The sequence below is a fragment of the Sneathiella sp. genome (genome assembly GCF_047631475.1).
In the GTDB taxonomy this organism is placed as follows: Bacteria; Pseudomonadota; Alphaproteobacteria; order Sneathiellales; family Sneathiellaceae; genus Sneathiella.
This window is the reverse complement of record NZ_JBLHZT010000050.1, coordinates 1-25,389: the sequence shown is the minus strand read 5'-3', so window position 1 is coordinate 25,389 and position 25,389 is coordinate 1. Positions and strand designations below refer to the sequence as shown.

Here is a 25,389-nt window from a genome sequence, read left to right as displayed (position 1 = left end):
CACCCAGATTGACCGGAGAAAAACATGACTGTCCACGGCAAGGTAAGAAAGCATGTAAAAGTCGTCTCGAATTCCAGCAAGTCTGAAGAAGAGCCTCTTACCCGCCATATTGATGTTCACGTCGGAAACCGCATTCGCGAAAGACGCATTCTAATGGGTTACACCCAGCAACAAATGGCCAATCTTATCGGCGTCACCTACCAGCAGGCGCACAAATATGAACGCGGCATCAACCGGATTTCTGCCGGTCGATTATACAGTATCGCCAGCGCGCTAAATGTTCCGATCAACTATTTCTTTGATAATCTTCAGGCGACGGACACAGCTGAAACCTCCACCCGGCAACGAATGTGCCTTGAGATGGCCCGCAATTTTGCGCAAATCAAAAATGAAAAATATCAGGATGCGCTCAGCCATCTGGCCCGTGCCCTTTCTCAACATACAGAAGACACAAAGGAAAAGGTTTAACAGCCCTCAAAGCGAAGCGCGCTGCGTTAAAAAATCATGGCGCGCTTATCTTTTGTGATGAAGCTGACATATTTTCGTAGATTCATGGCTCTTAGCCTTGCCTCCACTGGGTAGCGGCCCCATAATAGTGCTATGAAGAAGTATGATTTTAAACATTCCATGGCCGACGACATTTCCCAGCAAAGGATTTGCGATCATCAGCAATGTCAGGAGCCCGGCGAATTTCGGGCACCCAAGTCGCGCTTAATGGACAGGGGAACACCCAACGATTATCGGTGGTTTTGTTTGGCCCATATTCGAGAATTCAACAAGTCCTGGAACTTCTTCGAAGGAATGTCGGATAATGAAATTCTCAAATATAAAGACGAGGATATCACCGGACATCGCCCGACCTGGAAAATGGGCGCTCCCGCGAACAATTCAAAGACCGAGTTCAAGTATGATGATCCATTTGATTTCAGGCGCGAAACAGGGCATGATCAGTTCAATGAACGCGATGCCAATCGGCGTCGATCGACAGAAGAGGTTTCTTTTGATGCAAAAGATAGAGAAGCCTTTGCTGTTCTCAACCTTGAGCCGGGCTGCCAAATAAAAGACATCAAACGCCGGCATAAAGAGCTCGCCAAAAAATTCCATCCCGATCTTCACGGCGGGGATAAACAGGCAGAAGAAATATTAAAAAAAATCAATCAGGCCTATACACACCTTCTTTCATGCGGTAATTCCTAAATCAGCCGTTAAGAAAAAAGTCCAAACTCAAGATACGGAAACGTTATGACGCCTTTAGAACTTGCCGGAAGCGCACCGGAAATAAATCTTCCCGACACCACGGTTTCAGCCCGTGAAGTCTTCAAGATTGATACGGACCTTGAAGTCCCGGCTTTCAGTCAAACTTCAGATCTGGTTCCCGACCTGGATCCAACTTATGTTTTTGACCATGACACAACCATGGCCATTCTGGCGGGATTTGCTTTTAATCGCCGCGTTATGGTTCAGGGCTATCACGGAACAGGCAAGTCAACCCATATCGAACAGGTAGCCGCCCGACTGAACTGGCCGTGCATCCGGGTTAATCTTGATAGTCATATTTCCCGTATCGATCTGGTTGGTAAAGATGCCATCGTGTTGCGAGATGGCAAACAGATCACAGAATTTCGCGAGGGTATTCTTCCTTGGGCGCTGCAATCACCAACAGCCATTGTTTTTGATGAATATGACGCTGGTCGCCCTGATGTAATGTTCGTTATTCAGCGGGTCCTCGAGGTTGAAGGCAAACTGACATTGCTCGATCAGAACCGGGTTATCCGTCCGCATCCCGCTTTCCGTATGTTCGCAACGACAAACACAATCGGTTTGGGCGACACCACTGGGCTTTACCACGGCACACAACAGCTAAACCAAGGCCAGATGGACCGGTGGAACATCGTTACGACGTTGAACTATCTGCCAGAAGCCCACGAAACCGAAATTGTTATCGCCAAGTTGCCTTCATATGACACAGAAGAAGGACGCAAGACTATTCGCTCGATGATCGCCTGCGCCGAGTTAAGCCGATCTGGTTTTATCTCTGGTGACATTTCAACTGTCATGAGTCCTCGGTCAGTGATTACCTGGGCCGAAAATGCTGAAATTTTCGGGGATGTTGGTTTTGCATTCAGGGTTACGTTCCTGAATAAATGCGATGAAATGGAACGCCCGATTGTTGCAGAATACTATCAGCGAAGCTTCGGTGAGGAGCTCCCTGAATCTGCGGCAAATATTGTGACGTCCTAACCGTGTCTCTATCAAAGGATAAAGAGGCTCCCGCGGAAAAGTTCAAACGCGCTGTCACCGCCACCATGAGAGCCATGTCACAAGACAAGGAACTGGATGTCATTTATGGCAATGACCAGCCTGGACTTGCGGCTCATCGTGCCCGGTTACCGAACCCTGCGCGGGACCTTCCTGTTGAAGACATCCACAAAGTACGAGGCAAATCGGATAGCCTTGCCCTTCGCCAGCGGTATCATGATGATGCTCTGCATTCTAAATTGGTGCCGGCCGGCGGGGACGCGAAAACCGTTTTCGATACAATTGAACAGGCCCGGGTAGAATCTTTAGGCGCCAACCGGATGAAGGGTGTCGCAGACAACCTGTATCGACAGCTGGATACCCGCTGCAAAGAATCCGGTTTTGATCGTATTTACAGTAAAGAAGACGCTCCGCTAGCCGAAGTCCTCGGATTGCTGGTTCGCGAAAAACTAACTGGAACGCCAGTGCCTTCCAGCGCCAGCCATATGGTTGATCTTTGGCGCGATGAACTGGAAGAAAAAGGCGAACAGGACTTTAATGACCTGATTGAAACTGCCGCTAGCCAGGAAGACTTTGCAAAGGCGGCCAAGCAGCTTTTGAAAGACCTTGATCTTTACGACGATGCAGAAGGCGCAGACTCGCAAAGCGACGAAACCGGCGACGGCGATGAGGGCGAACAGGAACCCGAAGCCGAAAGCAGTGGCGCTGAAGGGGATGATGAAGCCCAAGAAGCAAGCGCTGCAGAAGATGCGGCCGCACAAGAAGGCGCTGGCGAAGACAGCACGGATACGGAAGCTGGTGAAAGCGCTGAACAGGAAAGCGCCAGTGATGGCGAAGAAGCCGGCAAAGACAAGCAGCCTGCTTATCCAGATGACTTCCGGAACTTTCTGGAGGGCCCACCCTACAAAGCATTTACTACCGAGTTTGATGAAGTGGTTCAGGCACATGATCTGTGTGAGCATGAAGAACTAAGCCGGTTGCGACAGCAACTTGATCAGCAGCTCTCAAATATGCATGCGTTGGTCAGCAAACTTGCCAACCGTCTTCAACGGAAATTGCAGGCTCAGCAAAACAGATCCTGGGACTTTGATCTGGAAGAAGGCATTCTGGATGCCGCACGGTTATCCCGTATTGTTGTTGATCCCCTCCTTCCCCTCTCGTTTAAACAGGAACAGGACACGGACTTCCGCGATACTGTCGTGACGTTATTGATCGACAATTCCGGGTCCATGCGGGGTCGGCCAATTTCTATTGCCGCAATTTCAGCAGATATTCTCGCCAGAACACTGGAACGGTGTTCTGTGAAGGTAGAAATTCTTGGCTTTACAACTCGTGCCTGGAAAGGCGGACAATCTCGGGAAAAATGGCTTGAACAGGGGAAAGAAGCCAATCCGGGACGTCTAAACGACCTGCGTCACATTATTTACAAACCAGCAGACTACCCCTACCGGCGGGCGAGGCAATCACTCGGCCTTATGCTGAAAGAAGGTCTGTTGAAAGAAAATATCGACGGCGAGGGCCTGTTGTGGGCGCATAACAGATTGTTGGGCCGTCCTGAACAACGTCGCATCCTGATGGTGATCTCCGATGGCGCTCCGGTCGATGACAGTACCCTGTCGGTCAATCCCGGCAACTATCTTGATCGTCATCTGCGCGATGTGATTGCATGGATCGAGAAAAAATCACCGGTTGAGTTGATCGCCATTGGTATCGGTCATGACGTAACCCGATATTATCAGCAAGCTGTCACCATTATAGACGCTGAACAGTTGGGCGGCGTTATGATGGAACAGCTCGCTGATCTCTTTGACGAAAACAAAACAGGCTCTCAAAAGAAGAACCCCATGGGCTGGTAGCCCTATCCTAAATGCGTTTTCAGGAAGGCCTGCGTTCTCTGCCAGGACAATTGCGCGTCTTCCTGATCATACCGCCCACCAGAAGGGTTCGCAAAAGCGTGATCAGCCTCATACCAATAAACTTCTGGATCTTTTTGCCCTGCTTTTTTCATATTCGCGACAAACCCATCCACCATTTCTTGATTGATCCATTTGTCCTGGGTCGCGAAGTGCCCCTGAACGGGTCCCTGTAACTTTACAAGTTCTTCGGGGCTGCGCGTCACATTACCATAATAAACGACCGTAGCATCCACAGGAGACGCGATTGACGCATTTAAGGACCAACCACCCCCGAAACACCACCCGACTGTGCCTAAGTGGTTTGTTGTTGCCTGATGCCCCCGTAACCAGCCATTCCATTTCTGCAAGGTTTCGGTCGCTTCTTTTGCATCTGTTGCCTGCATATATTTGCGGGCCCCCTCCGGATCCGTCGCAACATTGCCGCTATACAGATCAACGGCGAGAGCTACATAACCGGATTTCGCAAACTCGGCTGCCACCGACTTAATCTGATCATTCAGCCCCCACCATTCATGGATAAGCATGACGGCAGGTGCAGGGCCCCCGTCAGGCAGGGCAAGAGCGGCAGAAACAGACTTCCCGTTGTCCAGCTTTAATGTTTGATTTTCGAGCGTTGACGCGGCTGCCTTTGCAAGCTCAGGGCTGGCAAGAATAGTGGCAAGTGGCACCGCACCCAATGATTTCAATATTTCCCGTCGTGCATACATTCTGTATTTCCCAAGTTATATCAAGCGCCTTAGGAATCAAATAGGAGTAGTTTTGCACGGGGCAACTGGTAAACACCAATTACTTGAAATGAGACATAAAAAAACGGACCGCCAAAGGCAGTCCGTTTTCTCGAATATTGTAATAAAAACCAGTTACGCTGTTGCGACTGCTTTTTTGACATCCCGCTTAACACGACGTGCCTGAAGTGACAGTTTTTCGTCACGTGCTTTCAAAAGAAAGTTATCCAAACCGCCATTATGCTCTACAGAGCGCAATGCAGCGGCAGAAACTTTCAGACTGAAAGAACGGCCAAGAGCGTCGGACATCAGCCGAGCATCCTGCACGTTAGGCAGAAAACGGCGACGGGTTTTGTTATGGGCATGACTGACATTGTTGCCAGCCTGAACACCTTTACCTGTCAATTCACAACGACGGGCCATAGTGCACCTCACTCGAACAAGAATTAGAAATACCGGCGTTATAGCCGGTGCGATTGAGGGCTTTTACGGAATGGAGCCGCTTCCGTCAAGCCTAATTGACTCATTTTAAGACTTTTTTACTGACCCCGTCCCGAATTCCCTAGGAAAGTAGCCAGAAGTTGCTGCGCCGCAGCAGTTGGACTAAGTTCACCAGCCTTCACTGCCCGCTCCATTCCGACAAGATCCGCCGAGACCTGTTCATGGGATTTCAACCGATTCATTAATGACTCATCCAGTTCCGCCCACATCCACGCTGAGGCCTGATCCTCCCGCTGTTGATCAAGCTCATTATGCTCTTCACGGGCTTCCCGATATTTCCCGATGGTTTCCCATAATTCTTCTATCCCGGTTTTCTTTAACGCAGATGTCATAAGCACCTTGGGCATCCAATGTTTACTTTTTGGCCGCATCAGCCCAACCGCTCCGCGGTACTCCGCCGCCGCGCGCTTCGCAACAGGCACCAGATCGCCATCCGCCTTATTGATGACGATAATATCCGCAAGCTCCATCACCCCACGTTTAATGCCCTGCAATTCGTCCCCGCCCGCCGGTGCGAGTAACAGCATGAACATATCGACCATATCAGCAACCGTCGTTTCTGATTGCCCGACCCCTACCGTCTCGATCAGGATCACATCAAAGCCAGCAGCTTCACACAGCAACATGACCTCTCTTGTACGGCGCGCAACACCGCCTAAAGAGCCTCCTGAAGGGGAAGGGCGGATAAATGCATTAGGGTCCCGGGAAAGCTCTTCCATACGCGTCTTATCGCCCAGGATGGAGCCCCCTGTCCGTTTGGAGGACGGGTCAATGGTCAGGACCGCAACTTTGTGACCTTTCGCCGTCAGAAACTTTCCAAAAGCCTCAATGAAGGTCGACTTTCCAACACCAGGAGTTCCCGAAATACCGATGCGGATAGAGTTCCCTGTGTCTGGCAGCAAAGACGTCAGCAAGCTCTGAGCCTGCTCCTGGTGGTCTGTACGGATTGATTCAGCAAGGGTGATGGCCCGAGCCAGATACCGACGGTTGCCCTCCCGGATTTTTCTGGCCATTTCTTCGGTATTGGCACCGACTTTTTGTTTCTTTATTGTCATCCTATCAGGTATCGGAAAATACGACGCATCCGTCAAGAATTTTGCCACGCTATTTCACTCAAAATCCAAGGAACATCTGATGAACCCGATTAAAACAGTTGAAATGCATACAGGAGGAGAACCACTTCGCATCATTACCGAAGGGGTTCCGTTACCGAATGGCTTAACCTTGGCAGAAAAAAGACGTTACCTGAGAGACGAAGCCGATCATTACCGCCGCTTTTTGATGTTCGAACCCAGAGGTCACCGGGATATGTATGGCGCGTTACTTGTCCCCGCAGACACCGACGATGCCGATTTTGGCGTTATTTTCATGCATAATGAAGGATATGGCACCATGTGCGGGCACGCGATTATTGCCCTCGGACGCTATGCGGTTGACCATGGAATTGTTGAACCAATTAACGGTGTTGCCCATGTAACACTTCAATGCCCTAGCGGTCTGATCAAAGCAACGGTGGATATTCATGATGGTCGCTCAACGGCTGTCCGTTTCGAAAGTGCGCCATCATTTGCCTTTAAAATTGACCAGTTCGTAAACACCGCGCCCTACGGACCGGTCGAGTTGGATATCGGATTTGGTGGCGCCTTTTACGGCATTTTGGATGCAGCTTCTATTGGGCTGAATTTAAGTAGCACACCGGCGCAGGACTTTATCTTGGCAGCAAATATTTTAAAACAAGCCATCAATAAAGAGGTCGAAATCACCCACCCCGTCGAGCCCGATATCGATTATCTGTATGGCATTATTTTCACGGACGGTCAGACGGGAGCCGGACCAAAACCGTCCAAAAATATCTGCGTATTTGCCGACGGCCAACTGGATCGCAGCCCCACCGGATCGGGAAACGCTGCAAGACTTGCAATTTTGGCCGCAAAAGGCGGTCTTGACGAAAACCAAGATTATCATTTTGAAAGCATTACAGGATCTGTTTTCAAAGCGACGGTAAAAAGCCATGCGACCATTGATCGATACAAAGGCGTAACAGTTGAAGTCAGCGGTAGAGCCCACTACTCTGGAATAGCAGAATTCACTGCTGAGGATGATGATATGCTCGGCAGCGGCTTCTTATTGCGATAGGAAAAAAGATGACACCAAAGACAAACGAGCTCGTTGCCAGGGCCACATCCATTATGGCGCAGGCCTACGCACCTTATTCCAACTTCTCTGTTGGCGCCGCCGTTCTAACCAGTTCGGGTAATATCTATGTTGGCTGCAATGTTGAAAATGTTTCTTTCGGCTTAACCATCTGCGCCGAAAGAAATGCCATTGCGCAGGCGGTTGCCGCTGAAGGCCCATCTATCAAATTGGAGGAAATTGTCGTCACAAACAAAAATGCGGATGGGAAATCAATCCCCTGCTCTCCGTGCGGGGCCTGCCGTCAGGTAATTGCTGAATTTTCGCATCCTCAAACCGCAATTCAGTATCGCGGGAAACAAACTGACATACGGGTTTCTATGGAACAACTGCTGCCGGACAGTTTTCGTTTTTAGCCGATAGCATGAACGCCGGTCCCAACGTGTTTCCATTAAAGAAAGATGGCCTGAAACCGGATAGAAAAACCGTAAGGCCTGCAGCATAGACACATAATCAAAAACACAGCTTAGAGGGCCATACCGTGACCTAAAACGGCGGTATGGCCGTGCATGGTATGGCCGCTGAAGAATATGGGAGACCAAATGCGCGCCTGCCCCGGTCCCCCGTATATCCTGAAAATCAGCTATTTTGCTTGCGGATCAATTCCAGTACTTCCGCCGCCGCGGCGGGAATATTGGTGCCCGGTCCATAAATGGCGGCAACACCAGCATCATACAAGGCATCATAATCCTGCGCGGGAATAACCCCGCCACAAACAACAAGGATATCGTCAGCGCCTTCCGCCCTCAGTTCCGCAATAATTTGCGGGACCAGTGTTTTGTGCCCTGCTGCCTGAGAAGAAATACCGATAACATGCACATCACTTTCGATCGCGTCTTTTGCAGCCTCCGCTGGCGTTTGAAACAGTGGTCCAACATCAACGTCAAATCCGATATCAGCAAAGGCCGTGGCAATAACTTTTGCCCCTCGGTCATGCCCATCTTGTCCCAGTTTTACAACCAGCATACGAGGGCGGCGCCCTTGTTCCTGTGCGAAGTTCTCAATATCTTTTTGGATTTTCTGAAACCCTTCATCCCCCTCATAGGCGGCGCCATAAACACCTGAAATGGATCGAATTTCGGCACGGTGGCGGGTGAAAACTTTTTCCATAGCGTCTGAAATCTCCCCTACGGTCGCCCGTACGCGGGCGGCGTTTACACACAGATCCAACAGATTGGCATCGCCTTTAGCGCCTTCCGTCAATGCGTCAAGCGCCGCCTGACATGCAGCTTCATCCCGTGTGGAACGAATTTTTTCAAGGCGGGCGACCTGCTGACGCAGAACTTCGGTGTTGTCCACATCAAGAATTTCAATATTGCTATCGTCTTTTTCGAGACCATATTTGTTCACCCCGACGATCGTTTCTTCACCCAAGTCGATACGCGCCTGGCGCTTCGCCGCAGATTCTTCAATCTGAAGCTTCGGCATGCCACTTTCCACCGCCTTCGTCATCCCCCCCAAGGCTTCGACTTCCTGGATGATTTTCCAGGCGTCCTCAACAAGCGAATTGGTTAGGCTTTCTACATAATAACTACCGCCTAATGGGTCGATTACATTGGTCACGCCTGTTTCTTCAGCCAAGATAAGCTGGGTGTTTCTTGCAATTCTTGCAGAAAAATCTGTCGGCAGCGCAATCGCTTCATCCAATGCATTGGTATGCAGGCTTTGGGTTCCACCCAAAACAGCAGCCATCGCTTCATAGGCTGTCCGGATCACATTGTTATAAGGGTCCTGCTCGGTCAGACTGACCCCGGAGGTTTGGCAATGGGTTCTCAACATCAGGGATTGCGGATTTTGCGGATCGAATTGTTTCATTACCCGAGCCCAAAGAACACGAGCGGCGCGCAGCTTGGAAACTTCCATAAAGAAATTCATGCCAATGGCGAAGAAGAAGCTCAACCGCGGGGCAAAATCATCAATCTTCAGACCTGAAGCAATCGCTGCGCGGGCATATTCAAGGCCATCAGCGATTGTAAATGCCAATTCCTGAACCTGCGTCGCACCAGCCTCCTGCATGTGATAGCCGGAGATCGAAATAGAATTGAAACGCGGCATATTGCGAGACGTATAACCAATAATATCTCCAATAATCCGCATGCTCGGTGCCGGAGGATAGATGTAGGTATTCCGAACCATGAATTCCTTCAGAATGTCATTCTGGATCGTTCCTGCAAGCTGGTCCGGTGAGACACCCTGCTCCTCAGCCGCGACAATATAGCTTGCCAGAATGGGAAGAACGGCTCCGTTCATCGTCATGGAGACAGACATTTTATCGAGCGGAATTCCGTCAAACAGGATTTTCATATCCTCAACAGAATCAATCGCCACCCCGGCTTTACCAACGTCGCCCACGACCCTTGGATGGTCGCTGTCATATCCACGATGTGTCGCAAGGTCGAAAGCAACGGACAGACCCTTTTGGCCAGCTGCTAGATTTCTGCGATAGAACGCGTTTGATTCTTCAGCCGTAGAGAAACCCGCATATTGACGGATCGTCCACGGGCGGTTGGCATACATGGTCGCCCGAACACCGCGCTTGAAGGGAGCAAACCCCGGGAGTTCCTGTTCAAGCTCCAGTCCAGAAACATCTTCGGACGTATAAAGCGGCTTAACATCAATTCCTTCCGGGGTATCCCAAATCAGGTCATCAACGCTCCGGCCTCGAAGTTCTTTCTCCGCCAAGGCGTCCCATTCAGTCCGGTCCGGTTTTGGAAACTCGCTCATTTCGTCACTTCCTCTATTATCGTGCGGTATTTTTTTGCAAGATTGTGCACCGCACCACATCTGAATGTCAATTTTGGATGTGTTTTGCCGCCCGTATCATTGCTTTGTTGCCTCATTTTTTATCAGCATACGCCGATTTCAGCAACTAAATCTAACAAACGTTTGGCTCAGCATAGAAATTTGATCTTCGAAATAAGCAAAAACCGGGTCTATAGCCTTGGATCGAGACAAAATTTTTCCGACCCCGAAACAGCGACCATCTCACAGGCTGGCTTGGCGGCTTCTTCTGCGCCCTCATCCGCCTGATCCGCGGTTTCCGATGGACCGGCGTCGGGGAAATACCCACTGCCATCACATTCCAGGCAATCCCCGCCATCGCCCCCACGAGCTAACAAATTTGATGAAAAACCAATCGTACACAGCAATGTCATAATAATAATTTTTTTCATAACGCCAGATCCCTTTTAAGTTTGTCGGTATACACAGTGGGTCGCCGGCAAACGCGGATCGGTTCAAAAAAGTATAAAAAAAAGTGGAAACCGATAGCGCCACATTATATTTGTATGAAGACAGTCTCAGTTGAACCGTATTTTCGGAGGCTTTTTAAGGACTGCCGACAGGCTACTGAAAAAGGTTCTATGTTCTCTTCCTCTTCCCAAAACACTACTGGATTTCATGGCCGCGTGACTGCAGTCCTTGGGCCGACCAATACGGGTAAAACCCATTTGGCCGTCGAACGAATGATGGGCCATAGTGATGGTATGATCGGGCTTCCCCTTCGGCTTCTAGCACGCGAAGTCTATGATCGGATTGTCAAACAGAAAGGCGCCGCTAACGTAGCCTTGGTTACCGGGGAAGAAAAAATTATCCCGCCTCACGCCGCCTATTATATCTGTACCGTTGAGGCGATGCCGCTAGACCGTCCTTTCCAATTTATTGCAATTGACGAGATCCAACTTGCAGCTGATCCGGAACGTGGCCATATCTTCACTGACCGCCTGCTATATGCGCGCGGCCGTCAGGAAACAATGTTTCTGGGCTCGGACATCATTCGGGACTGGATAAAAAAGCTGGTGCCTGATGCAAATTTTACAAGCAGGGAACGCCTTTCAAAACTGAGCTATCGCGGACCTAAAAAACTGTCGCGCCTTCCCTCACGAAGCGCGATTGTTACTTTTTCTTCCGGGGATGTTTACGCCATCGCAGAGCTTGTACGCCGTCAGCGCGGCGGCGCCGCCATTGTCATGGGAAACCTGTCGCCCCGAACACGCAACGCTCAGGTAGAGTTATACCAGTCTGGAGACGTGGATTATCTGGTCGCGACGGATGCGATCGGCATGGGCCTCAACATGGATATCGACCATGTGGCTTTTGCCAGCACTTATAAATTTGATGGCTTGATGGGGCGGCATCTGAACGCGGCTGAATTTGCGCAGATAGCAGGCCGTGCCGGACGGCATATGAACGACGGTAGTTTCGGCGTCACCGCCAATGTAGAACCGTTGGACGATGAATTGGTCGAACAAATCGAAGATCATCGGTTTGAAAAATTACGCCATCTATGCTGGCGCAACCGCGATTTGCCGTTCAATACAACCCGTGATCTGATCCGGGCTTTGGAACAACCGCCAAAATATAAAGGACTTGTCTCCCCTCGCGATCCAGACGACTATAGAACCCTAAAGGCGCTGGCTGCGGATCCCGACATTCAACGGTATTCACAGAACGCGTCGAAAGTCCGTCAGTTATGGCAAGTTTGTCAAGTTCCTGACTTTCGAAGAACCATGCATGATGTTCATGTCCGACTTTTGAAACAGATTTTCATGAATCTGCAAGATAAAAGTGGTACGCTGCCAACAGATTGGATCGCTGGGCACCTTCGAAAACTTGAAAAAAGTGACGGTGACATTGATACTCTTGCAACACGCATTGCTCATACTCGAACTTGGACGTATATTTCGCATGTTTCTGACTGGGTAGATGATTATAAGCATTGGCAGAATGTTGCCCGTAGAATAGAAGATAACCTGTCAGATGCTCTGCATGAGCGCCTGACGCAAAGATTTGTAGATCGTCGCACCGCCGTTTTGGTGCGTAAACTGAGAGACACTGGTCAATTGGAAGCAGTAATAAACGACACAGGCGAAGTTCACGTTGAAGGACACTTTGTCGGTACTTTAACAGGTTTGCGTTTCATAGCAGATATGTCATCGGGAAATTCCGATGGACGCACATTGCGTAACGCAGGCAATAAAGCCGTCGCCCGCGAAATAACCGCGAGAGCACAAGCACTTTCCTCTTCTGAAGATGAAGAATTCTCCCTGAGTGATCAGGGCGAAATCATCTGGAAAGAAATGACCGTCGGACGGTTGTCAAAAGGAGAATCCGTGCTGCGGCCAAAAGTGACGCTTCTGGCAAGTGAACAACTCAACGGCGTTTCTCTGGAACAGAGTACCAAGCGGTTAAACGATTGGGTTACGGCTGAGATTGAAAAGCGATTAAGCCCACTTGTCAAACTGGCGGACCTTCCATTGGTCGGGGCCGCACGCGGTATTGCTTTTCAGGTCAGCGAAAATCTGGGCGCCCTTCCCCGCTTTCGGGTGAACGACCAGATCCGCAATCTGGATAAAAAAGATTTTGGCCGGTTAAAATTTGGGGGCCTGCGTGTTGGTTACGAACATGTTTTTATGCCCATTCTTCTAAAACCGGACCCGACCGCCCTTCGGTGTCTGTTATGGGCGATCCATGAGGAACGCTCCACTATCCCGGCACCACCGCCCGCGGGCCGTGTTTCTTTTGAAGTAACGGAAAAACTGCCAAGGAACTTCTACCTGACCGCAGGTTATGCGCTTTTTGATACCTTGGCGATCCGTCTTGATATGCTGGATCGGCTTGCTGGCCTTTTAAGGAGGGCATCTCGGGGCCTTCTGGAAACGGATACTGCCTCCAATGGCAATACGGCGGACAAAACCGAAAAGCCAGAGGCCGAAACAAAATCTGATAATGCCGCTTCGGACCTTACTGAAACTGCGCCTACCGCATCAGAAGATGTGCAAGGCGAAGCGGCTGGTACTAGCACTGATACTGATACTAGCACTGACTCTGGCACGAATACTGGCATTGCTGACGCCCCAACCGAACCGATAGAGACCGAAGGCACTGCGGATAAAGAAGCTTCACCGCCTGCTCAGGACGATACAGCCGAGGATAAGTCGGTCGCAAAGGCGGACGCCAAGGAAACCCAGCCAAGCAGCCCGGACACAAGCAGCGAAACGTCCAAGAAGGACAAACCTCGCAACCTGCCTTTCAAACCAACCCATGAGATGTTGTCTTTAGTCGGGACAACCCGCGAGCAGTTCACGCTGATCCTTGAAAATCTTGGTTATGGCGCCAAAGGTGAAGGGGACGAGCTGACATATCAAAAGGTTCCGTTCAAAAAACGTAAACGGCCTGCCCTTGGTCAGAAACCTAACAAGGGTCATAAAAAGAAACCGGATGGCAAAAAGTTCAAGCCAAACCATCCAAAACAGGCGCCAAAGGCAAAACAGATCGATCCAGATTCACCTTTTGCAATTCTGAAAACCTTGAACACGAAGTAACGAATGACAACACAATCTGCGAATACCGAAGACACTATTCGCGTTGACAGATGGCTTTGGTTTGCCAGATTTTTTAAAAGCAGAAATCTGGCAACCAAACTCGTTCAGTCGAAAAAAGTCCGGCTCAACAGTGTTATACTTGCAAAGCCAAGCGTCTCAGTTCGTGCAGGTGATATCCTGACTTTTCCGCAAGCGAAGAGTATCAGGGTTATAAAAATACTGTCTATCGGCGAGCGCAGGGGCCCTGCGCCAGAGGCGCAAGCGCTTTACGAAGATCTTGCCCCCCCTGAAGATGCCCCTAAAAAACCGGAAAGTTCAAGCGCGACACCTAAACGAGAGAAAGGTGCTGGCCGCCCGACAAAGGCAGATCGGCGTGCACTTGACAAATTCCGGCAAGACGCAGACATACAAGACTAACCAAACCGTCCTAAGGTTTGAACAAGGAAGACAGACCAATGTCAGTAACAAAACTCGACAAATTTTTCACCGCTTGGAATGATGGACAAACCGGATATTTCAAAGTTGCTCCAATCAAACTTTCAGTCACTGGAGATGCAAAACAGCTTGAGCTCGCTGCGAAAGAAACCGCAAAGGAAATCGAAGCCGAAGTGACCTATGCATGGGATCTAGGCACCCCGAAGAGTGAGGCTTGGTGGCTCGAATGGGGCGGTTATTCGCTGGAAGAAGAAATTCCTTATTTCGCTGCCACATCCTCTCCAGAAGCGCTTGAAAAGATTGATGCTTTTGATCCGGATGACAATGAATTTGAATGCGATACACTCGATGAATTCAAGGAAATTCTGTTCGGAGCTTATGATGAGGATCTGACTGCAAAAGACCTGCAGCGCGGTTTTCAGCTTTGGCTGGAAACTCTGAGCGATGACGTGATCGAAGCACTTGAAAAAGACCTGATCAGCTGGACAAGCCGCGCCAAATAGGCGCCGGCTTCTGGTCACCCTTTTCCTTTGAAAGTAACCCAGGCCGCATAAATGCGCGTCCCTGTTGTTATCCAGCACATCGCACCAAAGATCAGGGCGATTTGTACAAAAAACTGGGGAAACAGGCAAAATAGGACGAAGGTTGCAATTGTCTCTGCTCCTTCCGTCAGGCCACCAAGATAATACAGTGACTTCATGCCGCGAATATCCGTGGTGATCTTGTGTTTTTCCGCCATAATCGCATAGGTCAAAAATGTCGACGTGGTGCCGATAAAACTGAAAATAAGGAAGGTCGCAGCCTGGGCATTGCCCTGACTTGCAAAGGAAAATGCAAAGACGATGGCCCCATAAAAAATAAAATCGCATACGATATCAAGATAACCGCCAAAATCGGTTAGCAATGATTGGCGCGCAACGGCACCATCGAGGCCATCCAACAACCGATTCACCAAAATAAGGATAAGTGCCAGTAGGTAAGACTCGTAGATAATGCAGGGGACAGCAAGCAGGCCAACGACAAAACCGGTTAAAGTGACGGAGTTGGCTGATACGCCAAAAGCCGCAAGCCGTGCACCCAGCATGTTTAACGGTGGATTGATAAGATGGCGAAGGGCTGCGTCGAACATAGCAAACTCTAAAAAGCTGTAATATTGACCTACGTGCTTAATCCAAAATAAAAAAACATGTAAGGGGCCGCCACACTATCTCGCAAAAACGTGAGGTATATCCAATGATTTTTCGATCTGCACCACAATAATAATACTCTATTAACCGTTATCTGCCAAAAGTGTGTAGAGTATTTAATCGAAGCGGACACGACATGATGCCGAAAAATTTTGAAGCAGCTGTTTTCAATCAAGAGGTTTTACAGGCTCTACAAGACGGAGAGCATCACAAACACCTAAATGACGAGTGGGCAGATACACACTATTTCGAAATCGTTGCCGAGACTATCGAAGAAGCATGGTCCATCGCCAAACGCAAATACCGGGCGGACCGAGGCTTTGTTATTAAAGCCGTTGAATTGATGGAATAGGCTTAGTAACCCGTATAATACGGGTTCGTTCCGCCAGCATGATCGGTTACATCAAGAACCTGACCGATCGATGGGACCGCCTTTTTAATCTCGACTTCGACACCCTGCTTTAAAGTTGCATCGGCCATTCCGCACCCCTGACACCCGCCAGCCATCTCTACATAGGCAACATCTTCCTGAATATCGATCAAATCGATATATCCGCCATGCGCGGCAATTGCAGGATTAATTCGCGTTTCCAGCAAAATGCGAATTGCTTCGGCCTCAGGGGTCCGTAAGCCCGGACGGTCGCCGTCTTCAACTTCTGTTTCCTGAACCATTCGATCAAATTTTACCCGCGAGATTTCAGGCACAAAATGCTTGATGGTGTTTTCGATTTTGATTTGTGTGCCAAAAGCAGGGGTACTGAGGCCGGAACTATCCATTTCAAGGGTAATAAGCCCCGTTGTCGGATCATAAGCTTTAAATTGCAGGTCGCCACCATCATCCAGCAATTGGGGGCGTACTCTCTCCTCGACCAGCTCTCTAACCGCATCAACGATGACCTGATCTTCATCGGAATAGCTATTCTCGCCCACTTCTGAAATTGGACCATTTAAAACCGGCATTCCGGTCATGTAATGATCCATTATCGCCGCTAGGACCATCGGTTTTAGCTGTATCCACATCGGACCTTTTTCCGCAGCAGAAAGCTTTGTTACTGTGATGACATCTTCGCCAAATTCAATTGCCTGAACCCCTGGAATATCAAAAAGACGCGCCGCCAAAGGTGATTTTTCTTTCCCTTTTTCCGCATCATCAAACAAAACACTGCCGTTTGGCAGCACTTGGCGTCCCGGGAAAAATTGCATCCGGTCTTCATCTGACAAAGGCTGGGTCTGAATAAACATTAGGGGACTCCAAACATCACAAAATCCTACTTGAAACAGTGAGCTATCAAATTGCAGCCATAAGAGCAAGCGGTATCATTAACATATATACAAGTAGGGCAGTTGCAAGGGATCGAATTAAACCGTTGCAATCGCATTTGCTGGAGAACCGACCGCCCCCGGCAGGCGAAGCGGTGGTGCCGTCAGAAAGAACCGGCTGCGCCCGTTCTCTTTCAGCCATCGTGCAAGGGGTGTTAAATGCCACAACTCCCCTAGATGTATGCCCAGTTTGAACAGGCAATGTTCATGCAAAGGCAGCGCCGCGCAGCACCCATCCCCTTTATGCGAAGGATAAGTCTCAACCGCATAGTTATCAGCAATCAGCGTCGAAAGACCGCTATCCGTTATCCAGTTCAACAATTTCCCATCCCGCCCATTTAGCGTAGCACAGGAATGATGTAGCCGATGTGCATCCGGCTGTCCTTTCATATCCACAATAAGCTGTGCGAAGCCTGTATGAAGGCAAACCATATCACCTGGCTCTACCAATACGTCGTCTTCCTCCATAATGGTCATGAGATCGTCGTATCCCACAGAGACTGGATCATTGCGATACCGGGAATACAGATCAATCAGCACGCCTCGGCCCTGAACACCTTTCGCGGCCATTGTCTCAATACCCAAAGCATGCGCATACATGCCCCCTTCATCTTCTGGTCCCCGAATATCCTGTCCAGCCTTGAAACCGTTATAATAAACTTTCTCGGTCTGCCCGGCTCCCATGACATCGAATTCATGCCCTACATGCGACAGGCCATCCCACTGAGAGGAATATTGCATATGGATCAGGACAGCATCGTCACTGATCACATCGGTAAAATTGGGAAAATCATTGGAAAGTGCATAGCTGGCATTTGCTTTTCCATTGCGAAGCGTTGGTCGGATTTCCGGGGGAAACCGCCCTGCATTCAACAGGTTCCCACCCGGAAGATCCAGCGGTAAGCTTAGGCAAAACCGCTCGCCAGTTTGAATTTCTTTCGCCGCCTCCCGAATTGTTTCTGCTGTAATCAGATTAAGGCGTCCATTTTGGTCCTGTTCACCAAAATCACCCCAGTTTGATCCCTCAGGTTTTACTTTCCATCTGCTCATCGTCGTTTCCTTTTTTTGCTTTTATAGATTTGACAGATTTTCACTTCATCACATGACTTGTCAGATACGCCCCTCTTCAACCGCGAAACACGCTGTCTCAGTCTCTCCGTTATGCAGAAGTTTCGGAACTTCTTTTCGGCATCGGTCATTGGCAAACGGACACCGGGGATGGAACACACAACCTTCTGGCAGATCCATTGCTGTCGGCACTTCCCCAGTCATTTTCACATGTTTTCCGTCATCGCCGCCCCCCATTTTCGGAATTGCGCTGAGCAATGCCTGTGTATAGGGATGACGCGGGGTTGCGAACAGCGACTTGGTATCTGCAAGCTCGCAGACGGTCCCAAGATACATCACGGCGACGCGGCTCCCGAAATGTTCAACAACAGACAAGTCGTGTGTAATAAAAAGATAGGTCAGGTCCCGTTGTTCCTGCGCATCCATCATTACGTTCAGGACTTGAGCCTGAATTGAAACATCAAGCGCAGAAATAGGTTCGTCAGCAACAACAAATTCCGGGTCCAGCATAAGCGCCCGAGCGATACTGATACGCTGCCGTTGTCCCCCTGAAAATTCATGCGGGTACCGATCCCCCCACGCCGGGTCGTTCCCAACAGATAACATAACCTCTTCAACTTTTTCCCGAACCTGTTGTTTCGATAATTCAGGACAGTGAATTTGCAAGGGCTCCTCCAAAGCCTGTAAAACAGTCATGCGCGGATTAAGCGATGCATAAGGGTTTTGAAAAATCATCTGCATCTTCAGAGTGTATGGACGTCTCTCCTTTGCCGAAAGCGCATCTATTCGCTGTCCTGCATAATAGATCTCTCCTGCGCTTGGCGGATGAAGCCCAATGACAGTCCGCGCAAGGGTTGACTTTCCGCAACCACTTTCGCCGACCAGGCAGAATTTGTCCCCTTTGTTGATCGTCAAAGAGACCCCGTTCAGCGCACTGACAACGGGCTGTTTTGTTGACAGGAAGCCACCGCCGCCGCCAAACTTTTTTTCCACATTCTGGATATCAACAAGGCCTTGAGGGTTCGTCATGAGTTCCCCCCGATTTGATTGGACTGAAATGCAGCCATTTCATCAACCTTGAAACAGGCTGCATGGTGGTCGCCCTTTCCAATGAGGTCAGGAATATTTTTCAAGCAGTGTTCACTGCAAAAATCGCATCTCGGATTAAATGCACATCCTTGGGGGATCGCATCCAGAGACGGCATCGCCCCGCGAATTTGATTAAGCCGCGCACCCGGGACATTTTCCTGAGGCAATGCCTTGATCAAGCCGCGGGTATACGGATGCTGCGGCCGTTGAATAACCTCTTGTGTCGGCCCCTCCTCCACCACACGACCAGCATACATCACCATGATGCGTTCGGTTACCTGACTGACAACAGCCAGATCATGGGTAATCAGGATCAATCCAACATTGTGGTTTTTGCAGAGCTCCAACATCAACTCCATAATTTCGGCCTGAATGGTAACATCCAATGCCGTGGTTGGCTCATCCGCAACAATAATGGCTGGATCGGTCAGAAGCGCAATCGCTATAACCACTCGCTGGCGCATCCCACCGGACAATTCATGCGGATAGCTATCCATGCGATTTTCAGGCGACGGGATCATAACCTCTCTTAACTTGGCCACAGAAATCCGGGTTGCCTCTTCATCTGAAATATCGCGATGTGCTTTCAAACACTCGATCATCTGAGTTCCGATTGTCAGGACCGGATTTAGGGTCATCATCGGATCCTGAAAGATCATACTGATACGGTTTCCGCGCAAAGTGCGCATTTCTGTATCACTCAGCTTGCTTATATCCCGACCTTCAAACAGAATTTCGCCGGCTGAAATACGGCCGGGCTTACTCAGCAGGTTCAGAATTGCAAAGGCGGCAACCGATTTACCTGCGCCACTTTCCCCTACGATCCCCAGTCTTTCCCCTTTATCCAAGGTAAAATTGACACCATACAAGGCTTGAAGGGTTTTTCGCCCGAGTGGGAATTGGACTTCAAGGTCTTTTACTTCCAATAAAGCCATTATCAATCCTTATATAACTTTGGATTCAATACATCGCGCAACCAGTCACCGAGCAAATTAATGCTCAGGATCAATACGATCAGCACAATGCTGGGGATTACAGTAATCCACCATGAACCACTAAAAATAAACTCGAAGCCGCTCGAAATAAGAGAGCCAAGAGAGGGCTTATTAACCGGCATTCCTAACCCCAAGAAGGATAAGGCCGCTTCTGAAATAATGGCGTTTGCCACCTGAATGGTTGAAATAACCAAAATAGGAGAAATGGTATTCGGCAGGATATGACGCACCATTATCCGCCGGGAACTCATCCCCATGACCCGTGCGGCGTCCACATATTCCTTATGCTTTTCCGCAAGAACGGACGCGCGAACGGTCCGTGCATATTGAGGCCATTCCGCAATGCCGATAACCAGGACCAACATTACAATGGCAAGTTCACTGTATAATTCAGCACCAAAGCCCGCCTGAAAGACAGCCAAGGTAATAATCGCGACCATCAAAGTGGAAAGTGACAGCTGGATATCAGCCAGCCGCATAAAGAACGCGTCAACACGGCCACCAATATATCCAGACAGCAACCCGATGGTGACACCGATGACAGCTTGCAGGCAAACGGCCAGAAAACCAATCGTCAGCGAAATACGCATTCCGTAAAGAATGGTACTCAACATATCGCGGCCTTGGGGATCTGTTCCCAAAAGAAAGCGCGGATCCCCTTCTCCTTCATTCCAGGCCGGAGGAAGTTCACTATCCATTATGTCAATTGTAGTGAGATCATAAGGATCATATGGGGCGATAAGCGGCGCAAAAACCGCCGCCAGAACCAGAAAAAGAACAATTGTCAAACTGACAACGGCAACTTTGTCCCGCTTAAACCGAAAGACCAGATCTGAATTCAGAATTCCTGACAAAACGCTCATGATTTCTGCCCCACCAGTTTGACGGTCGGATTAACCCAGGTATAGATCAGATCAACGAACGTATTTGTTACGACAAAAATTAGACCAACGACGATGATATAGGCGATGATCAGGGGGGTATCCACCCGATTAACAGCTTCCAGAAACAGGAACCCCATGCCGGGCCACTGGAAAACACTCTCCGTCAAAATCGTATAGGCAAGCATTGTTCCCACCTGTACCCCGCCGACGGTAATAACGGGAAGAAGCGTATTTTTAAAGGCGTGCAAAAACCATATACGTTTCGGAAACAAACCCTTTGCCCATGCAAATCGAATATATTCCATCTGAAGAATTTCCATCATTTCAGAGCGAATTAATCGAATAAAGAGTGGCATCATGATGGATGCCAGGGACAAACTGGGCAGGATCAGATGAACCAGTCCGTCAACGGTTAGAAAACCGGAGTTCCATCCTAGCAAATCAGATGTCTCGCCGCGCCCGAAAGAGGGCATCCAGCCCAGCTCGACTGAAAAAATATAAATGGAAAAAATAGCGGTCAGAAAGACAGGAACAGAAATTCCGACGATACTGAAACCCATAACAAATCTTGCAAGCCAACTTTTCGGTCGGATTGCGCAATAGATACCTAATGGAACCGCGAAAGTTATAATAATAATGGTCGCGCCTATAACCAGCTCCAATGTTGCTGGGAATTTGGCGGCGATAACCTCCAACGCTGGTTTTTTAAAGAAATAGGAGTTCCCTAAATCCCCTTGAACCGCATTGCCCAGAAACCGGCCATATTGAATAAGGAAAGGATCATTAAGACCCATTCTTTCGCGCATGGCCTGCCGTTCATCCTCAGAAACAGACTGCCCAACCAGCTCGCGTAATGGATCCCCAAGATTGTCTTGAATTGAAAAGCCAATCAGACTGATGACAAACATGACAAGCACGGCTTGCAACAATCGTCGAATGGCAAAATAAAGATAGTCCAAACCGATCACCTTTAAAAAGAAAGCTGATGCCGGTTACCCGGCATCAGCTTTTTTACATCAACTTAATCGACGACTAAATCACCCAGATATGGGAAGTTCATTACATTGACGATTGGCTCGATATTCACACCCTTGCGGGCGGCCCAAGCCAGATTCTGCCAATGAAGCGGCACGAATGCAGCGTCATCATACAGGATCTTTTCAACCATCTGCAAAACTTTGGACCGTTCAACTGGGTCCGTCATGCTCTGGCTTTTCAAGACCAGTTCATCCACTTTTGCATTGGAATAATTGCCACTGTTATATTGGCCATAACCCGTTTCTGCATTTGGTGTCATTGTCAGGAATTCAGAAAAATTCGCTGAATCTTCTGTATCTGAATGCCAACCAATCATCATCATGTCTGCGGAACGTTTATCAAATTCTGGCCAGTATTGTGCTTTTGGCATGGTTTTCAAATCAACTTTAATATTGATTTTAGACAGCATGCTGGCGACGGCTTCAGCAATTTTGGCATCATTAACATACCTGTTATTTGGTGCCATCATTGTTACTGAGAAACCTTTTTCCAGTCCGGCTTCCTTCATCAACTCTTTTGCCTTCGCAAGATCGTACCGGGGGGTAAGATCAGCAGAATATCCAGCATAACCACTTGGTCCCTGCTGACCGGCAACGGTGGCAAACCCTTTCATGATCTTCTTAACAATACCGTCATTGTTAATTGCATGAACGATGGCCTGACGCACCCGCTTGTCTTTGAAATGCGCAACACGTTCCTGATTGAGCTGGAACGTAATGATCCGTGTACCACCCATGGTCACTAGATTTGTATCCGCATTTTTTTCGATCCGGTCCAGATCGGTTGGTGGAACAGGCGCAATGAAGTCAACATCACCGGAAAGAAGAGCGGCAACCCGCGTTGGACCTTCTTTAATTGGTGTCATGATGATTTCAGTTACGTTCCCTGGGGATTTCTTATCCCAGTATCCGTCGAAACGATTGAAAACCACTTTCACACCCTGTTCACGAGACGCAACTGTAAACGGCCCGGTTCCGGAAACATTTGTCGATGCGAACGCATCGCCATGCTTCACGATCGCGGCTTTTGATTTTCCGTTGCTATCAAAACCGGTGTAGAAATTACTGTCCATGGCGAAAATATAGGTCGCCTGATGAAGCACAAGTGGGTATGGCTCTGCAGTTACCAGATCAATTGTGTTTTTATCGACAACTTTCATTGCCTCAAACGGTGCAAAAAGACCTTTAAAATCAGGGCTTTTCTTCAAACGATCAAAAGTCCAAACCAGGTCCAATGATGTCATTTCATTTCCAGAATGAAACTTTACACCTTCCCGCAATTTGAAGCGCATTGTTTTCTCGTCAACACGTTCCCAGCTTTCAGCCAGGCGTCCTTCAAAGCCCAGATCCTTTGTCCAGCGGACCAACGGATCAAACAACATGTGGGACATTTGTAGTGTACCACCGGACAATTGTTCATGTGGATCAAGTGATACCGGATCGGCATCATAGGCCATTTTCAATGTTTTCGCCTGAACACCAGCAGCAGCGCCCACGCAAATAGCAGCTGCGGCTACAGCTGTAAAAATCTTCCTCATTCCTTGCCTCCCTTAATTGCAAGTCTGGATTGTAAATTTTTGAGAGTAATTTTCGGCCCGCCAGTACTTAGGACATTGACCACTTACTTCTTTTCCCACTCTTAAACGAGCGGTTCCACGAAGGTACAACCCTAAATTAGCTTTGCCTGCCGTCAAGTAGATAATTCAAAGCAACGGCTTTTTTCACGAAAAAGAAGTCTTCTCGTATTCTTCTTTCACTTATGGGACAAATTGTGTAATTTTACGTCTATTATCAAGCATGGATGGAAGCCTTAAACATTCTAAAACCATTTCCGTTTTATAAATTTTACCAATCAAAACAGTTTAAGATTATTTTTATGACGATAGTCTAATCATGGCAACTCCCTCCGACAAAGAGAATATGTCTCTTCAGCAACGAAGTCGCACGAGAGACGCGATACTGGCAATTATAAGTGAGCCAGCCTGTATTCTGGACAATGACGGCACTGTTCTTTCTCAAAATGAACGATGGATGGCTGACTTTCCATCAAATGCCCAAGTCAAACCATCTTTAGTAGATATACTGGACGCACACTCCCATGCGTCAATATTACGCTTTCTGCATGCACCAGCGCAAACAACCCTTGAACTAGTTGAAGCCCGTATTAAGTCAGGCAGTCAACAAAATGTTCCCGCGTTAATCAAATGTGTCTGTGTAGAGGGCACCTTCATTTTATCTATTCGAACGTCAGAGGCCTCTTCACACGCCGATGTAAATACGGCAGAACACCTTTTTAATAGTCTCCTCCTCGACGTTATCCCGGCACCCGTATTTTGTAAAAACAAAGACCATATTTACACAGCGGTTAATGATGATTTCGCCAAAATCCTTGGCTTAACCAGGGAAGAAGTCATCGGACGGAACGTTTATGATGTTGCGCCTAGCCGAAATGCTGACATTTACCGTCAAGCCGATGAGGAATTGTTCAAAAATGGTGGGAGGCAGATATATGAGACAACAATCAAATATTTCGACGGGTCCTCTCATGATGTTGTCTTTCATAAATCTATTTTTTATGGCCCCGACAACGAACCTGCCGGTCTAATCGGCATCATTCTCGATATCACTGATCGCAAAAAAGCTGAGGACGAACTAAAAGAAAATCAAGAGCTCCTTCAAGCAATTATCGACAATTGCCCATCGTATATTTTCGTCAAAGATCTGGAAGGAAAATATATTGTTGCCGGTAACAAGTTCACTCAGCGTATTGGTTGGCCAAATGGTTACTTGCTGGGAAAAACGGATTACGAATTGTTTCCGGATGAAATAGCCTCTGTTCTTCGAGAAAATGATCAGAAAGTTCTGGTGCAGAAAAAAGCGATATCAGAGCAGGAAAGCTTCAATTTTGACAATGTTGAAATTACCAATCTTGCGGTCAAGTTCCCTCTTTTTGATGCAAATGGCGCCCTTAAAGGCGTAGCCGGAATTGCCACTGATATCAGTGCACTACTGAAAGCCGAAGAAAGACTGAAAAACGCGTCTCTGGAACTGGAAAAACAGGTAAAAGAAAGAACCCGGGAATTATCAGAAGAGATTAAAGTCCGGAAACTTGCAGAAGCCGAGCTGACACAAACGGAGGCTGAACTCAGAAATTTACTGTCCTCCAGTCCTGTTGGCGTTGGTATCTATAATATTTCAGATACCAAGTTTATTTTTTCCAACAAAGCGTTATTGGAACTTTTCCGCCTGACAACAGAAGAAATCCTTCAATCCCACCCAGAAGAATTCTGGAAAACACCCAGCAAACGTGTCGATCTTTTGAAGGAGTTTCAAAAAACGGGTGAAGTTCTCAACCAAGAAGTTGAGTTTAAACGCAAAGATGGATCCTGTTTCATCGGACTGCTGAGTTGGAAAAAGCTGTATCTGGATGGTGATCATCGCCTGGTGGTGTGGGTCA

At 48.6% G+C, this 25,389-nt stretch carries 24 protein-coding genes; 11 read left to right on the top strand and 13 right to left on the bottom strand.

Annotated features, from left to right (window positions below; translation table 11 throughout):
• Positions 1 to 24: 24 nt before the first annotated feature.
• The 4 genes from ACJAYR_RS15955 (at position 25) to cobT (ending at position 4,115) form a co-directional block, all read left to right on the top strand.
• Complete coding sequence (locus tag ACJAYR_RS15955) at positions 25 to 468, top strand: helix-turn-helix domain-containing protein (protein WP_415237526.1); 444 nt, start codon at positions 25 to 27, stop codon at positions 466 to 468.
• Positions 469 to 600: 132 nt separating this feature from the next.
• Positions 601 to 1,197: a J domain-containing protein gene (locus ACJAYR_RS15950; RefSeq protein WP_415237525.1), complete on the top strand. Its 597-nt coding sequence runs from the start codon at positions 601 to 603 to the stop codon at positions 1,195 to 1,197.
• A 45-nt stretch (positions 1,198 to 1,242) separates the two neighbouring features.
• On the top strand, positions 1,243 to 2,241 hold the full coding sequence (gene cobS / locus ACJAYR_RS15945) for a cobaltochelatase subunit CobS (RefSeq protein WP_169544494.1): 999 nt from the start codon (positions 1,243 to 1,245) through the stop codon (positions 2,239 to 2,241).
• A gap of 2 nt (positions 2,242 to 2,243) precedes the next feature.
• On the top strand, positions 2,244 to 4,115 hold the full coding sequence (gene cobT / locus ACJAYR_RS15940; protein ID WP_415237524.1) for a cobaltochelatase subunit CobT: 1,872 nt from the start codon (positions 2,244 to 2,246) through the stop codon (positions 4,113 to 4,115).
• Positions 4,116 to 4,117: 2 nt separating this feature from the next.
• Here the strand turns inward: cobT and ACJAYR_RS15935 are convergent, their stop codons facing one another.
• From ACJAYR_RS15935 to meaB, 3 genes are all read right to left on the bottom strand, one after another.
• Positions 4,118 to 4,882 carry a dienelactone hydrolase family protein gene (locus ACJAYR_RS15935; protein WP_415237523.1) on the bottom strand — a complete coding sequence of 255 codons (765 nt, stop codon included), beginning with the start codon at positions 4,880 to 4,882 and terminating at the stop codon, positions 4,118 to 4,120.
• A gap of 153 nt (positions 4,883 to 5,035) precedes the next feature.
• A complete protein-coding gene (gene rpmB, locus ACJAYR_RS15930; RefSeq protein ID WP_169544492.1) occupies positions 5,036 to 5,323 on the bottom strand; it encodes a 50S ribosomal protein L28 in 288 nt (95 codons plus the stop codon).
• 116 nt (positions 5,324 to 5,439) lie between these two features.
• The gene (meaB, locus tag ACJAYR_RS15925) at positions 5,440 to 6,456 is read right to left on the bottom strand and encodes a methylmalonyl Co-A mutase-associated GTPase MeaB (protein WP_415237522.1); all 1,017 of its coding nucleotides are present in this window, start codon (positions 6,454 to 6,456) and stop codon (positions 5,440 to 5,442) included.
• Between the two features lie 79 nt (positions 6,457 to 6,535).
• Here meaB and ACJAYR_RS15920 point away from each other — a divergent pair, with 79 nt between their 5' ends.
• Positions 6,536 to 7,537, top strand: coding sequence for a proline racemase family protein (locus tag ACJAYR_RS15920; RefSeq protein WP_415237521.1), 1,002 nt, complete (start codon positions 6,536 to 6,538; stop codon positions 7,535 to 7,537).
• Between the two features lie 8 nt (positions 7,538 to 7,545).
• Positions 7,546 to 7,950, top strand: coding sequence for a cytidine deaminase (locus tag ACJAYR_RS15915; RefSeq protein ID WP_415237520.1), 405 nt, complete (start codon positions 7,546 to 7,548; stop codon positions 7,948 to 7,950).
• Between the two features lie 223 nt (positions 7,951 to 8,173).
• On the opposite strand, the gene scpA is transcribed toward ACJAYR_RS15915, so the two are convergent.
• On the bottom strand, positions 8,174 to 10,318 hold the full coding sequence (scpA, locus tag ACJAYR_RS15910) for a methylmalonyl-CoA mutase (protein WP_415237519.1): 2,145 nt from the start codon (positions 10,316 to 10,318) through the stop codon (positions 8,174 to 8,176).
• A gap of 209 nt (positions 10,319 to 10,527) precedes the next feature.
• Positions 10,528 to 10,767, bottom strand: coding sequence for a hypothetical protein (locus ACJAYR_RS15905; RefSeq protein WP_415237518.1), 240 nt, complete (start codon positions 10,765 to 10,767; stop codon positions 10,528 to 10,530).
• 234 nt (positions 10,768 to 11,001) lie between these two features.
• Between ACJAYR_RS15905 and ACJAYR_RS15900 the strand changes: the two genes are divergently transcribed.
• The 3 genes from ACJAYR_RS15900 to ACJAYR_RS15890 are packed head-to-tail and all read left to right on the top strand — an operon-like array spanning position 11,002 to position 14,855.
• On the top strand, positions 11,002 to 13,917 hold the full coding sequence (locus ACJAYR_RS15900; RefSeq protein WP_415237517.1) for a helicase-related protein: 2,916 nt from the start codon (positions 11,002 to 11,004) through the stop codon (positions 13,915 to 13,917).
• Between the two features lie 3 nt (positions 13,918 to 13,920).
• Positions 13,921 to 14,334 carry an RNA-binding S4 domain-containing protein gene (locus tag ACJAYR_RS15895; protein WP_415237516.1) on the top strand — a complete coding sequence of 138 codons (414 nt, stop codon included), beginning with the start codon at positions 13,921 to 13,923 and terminating at the stop codon, positions 14,332 to 14,334.
• 38 nt (positions 14,335 to 14,372) lie between these two features.
• Positions 14,373 to 14,855, top strand: coding sequence for a hypothetical protein (locus ACJAYR_RS15890; protein WP_169544485.1), 483 nt, complete (start codon positions 14,373 to 14,375; stop codon positions 14,853 to 14,855).
• 14 nt (positions 14,856 to 14,869) lie between these two features.
• On the opposite strand, the gene ACJAYR_RS15885 is transcribed toward ACJAYR_RS15890, so the two are convergent.
• A complete protein-coding gene (locus ACJAYR_RS15885) occupies positions 14,870 to 15,481 on the bottom strand; it encodes a CDP-alcohol phosphatidyltransferase family protein (protein ID WP_415237515.1) in 612 nt (203 codons plus the stop codon).
• A 194-nt stretch (positions 15,482 to 15,675) separates the two neighbouring features.
• Here ACJAYR_RS15885 and ACJAYR_RS15880 point away from each other — a divergent pair, with 194 nt between their 5' ends.
• The gene (locus ACJAYR_RS15880; RefSeq protein WP_415237514.1) at positions 15,676 to 15,891 is read left to right on the top strand and encodes a hypothetical protein; all 216 of its coding nucleotides are present in this window, start codon (positions 15,676 to 15,678) and stop codon (positions 15,889 to 15,891) included.
• 2 nt (positions 15,892 to 15,893) lie between these two features.
• Here the strand turns inward: ACJAYR_RS15880 and ACJAYR_RS15875 are convergent, their stop codons facing one another.
• The 7 genes from ACJAYR_RS15875 to ACJAYR_RS15845 form a co-directional block, all read right to left on the bottom strand.
• The gene (locus ACJAYR_RS15875) at positions 15,894 to 16,781 is read right to left on the bottom strand and encodes a NifU family protein (RefSeq protein WP_415237513.1); all 888 of its coding nucleotides are present in this window, start codon (positions 16,779 to 16,781) and stop codon (positions 15,894 to 15,896) included.
• 117 nt (positions 16,782 to 16,898) lie between these two features.
• A complete protein-coding gene (locus ACJAYR_RS15870; protein WP_415237512.1) occupies positions 16,899 to 17,909 on the bottom strand; it encodes a cyclase family protein in 1,011 nt (336 codons plus the stop codon).
• 60 nt (positions 17,910 to 17,969) lie between these two features.
• A complete protein-coding gene (locus ACJAYR_RS15865) occupies positions 17,970 to 18,956 on the bottom strand; it encodes an ABC transporter ATP-binding protein (RefSeq protein WP_415237511.1) in 987 nt (328 codons plus the stop codon).
• A complete protein-coding gene (locus tag ACJAYR_RS15860; protein WP_415237510.1) occupies positions 18,953 to 19,951 on the bottom strand; it encodes an ABC transporter ATP-binding protein in 999 nt (332 codons plus the stop codon). Before ACJAYR_RS15860 ends, ACJAYR_RS15865 begins: the two co-directional genes overlap by 4 nt.
• A gap of 2 nt (positions 19,952 to 19,953) precedes the next feature.
• The gene (locus tag ACJAYR_RS15855; protein ID WP_415237509.1) at positions 19,954 to 20,874 is read right to left on the bottom strand and encodes an ABC transporter permease; all 921 of its coding nucleotides are present in this window, start codon (positions 20,872 to 20,874) and stop codon (positions 19,954 to 19,956) included.
• On the bottom strand, positions 20,871 to 21,854 hold the full coding sequence (locus ACJAYR_RS15850; protein ID WP_415237508.1) for an ABC transporter permease: 984 nt from the start codon (positions 21,852 to 21,854) through the stop codon (positions 20,871 to 20,873). Before ACJAYR_RS15850 ends, ACJAYR_RS15855 begins: the two co-directional genes overlap by 4 nt.
• A 62-nt stretch (positions 21,855 to 21,916) precedes the next feature.
• Complete coding sequence (locus ACJAYR_RS15845; protein WP_415237507.1) at positions 21,917 to 23,470, bottom strand: ABC transporter substrate-binding protein; 1,554 nt, start codon at positions 23,468 to 23,470, stop codon at positions 21,917 to 21,919.
• A 355-nt stretch (positions 23,471 to 23,825) separates the two neighbouring features.
• Here ACJAYR_RS15845 and ACJAYR_RS15840 point away from each other — a divergent pair.
• Positions 23,826 to 25,389: PAS domain S-box protein (locus ACJAYR_RS15840; protein WP_415237506.1), on the top strand; the 1,564-nt coding region annotated here is incomplete at its 3' end.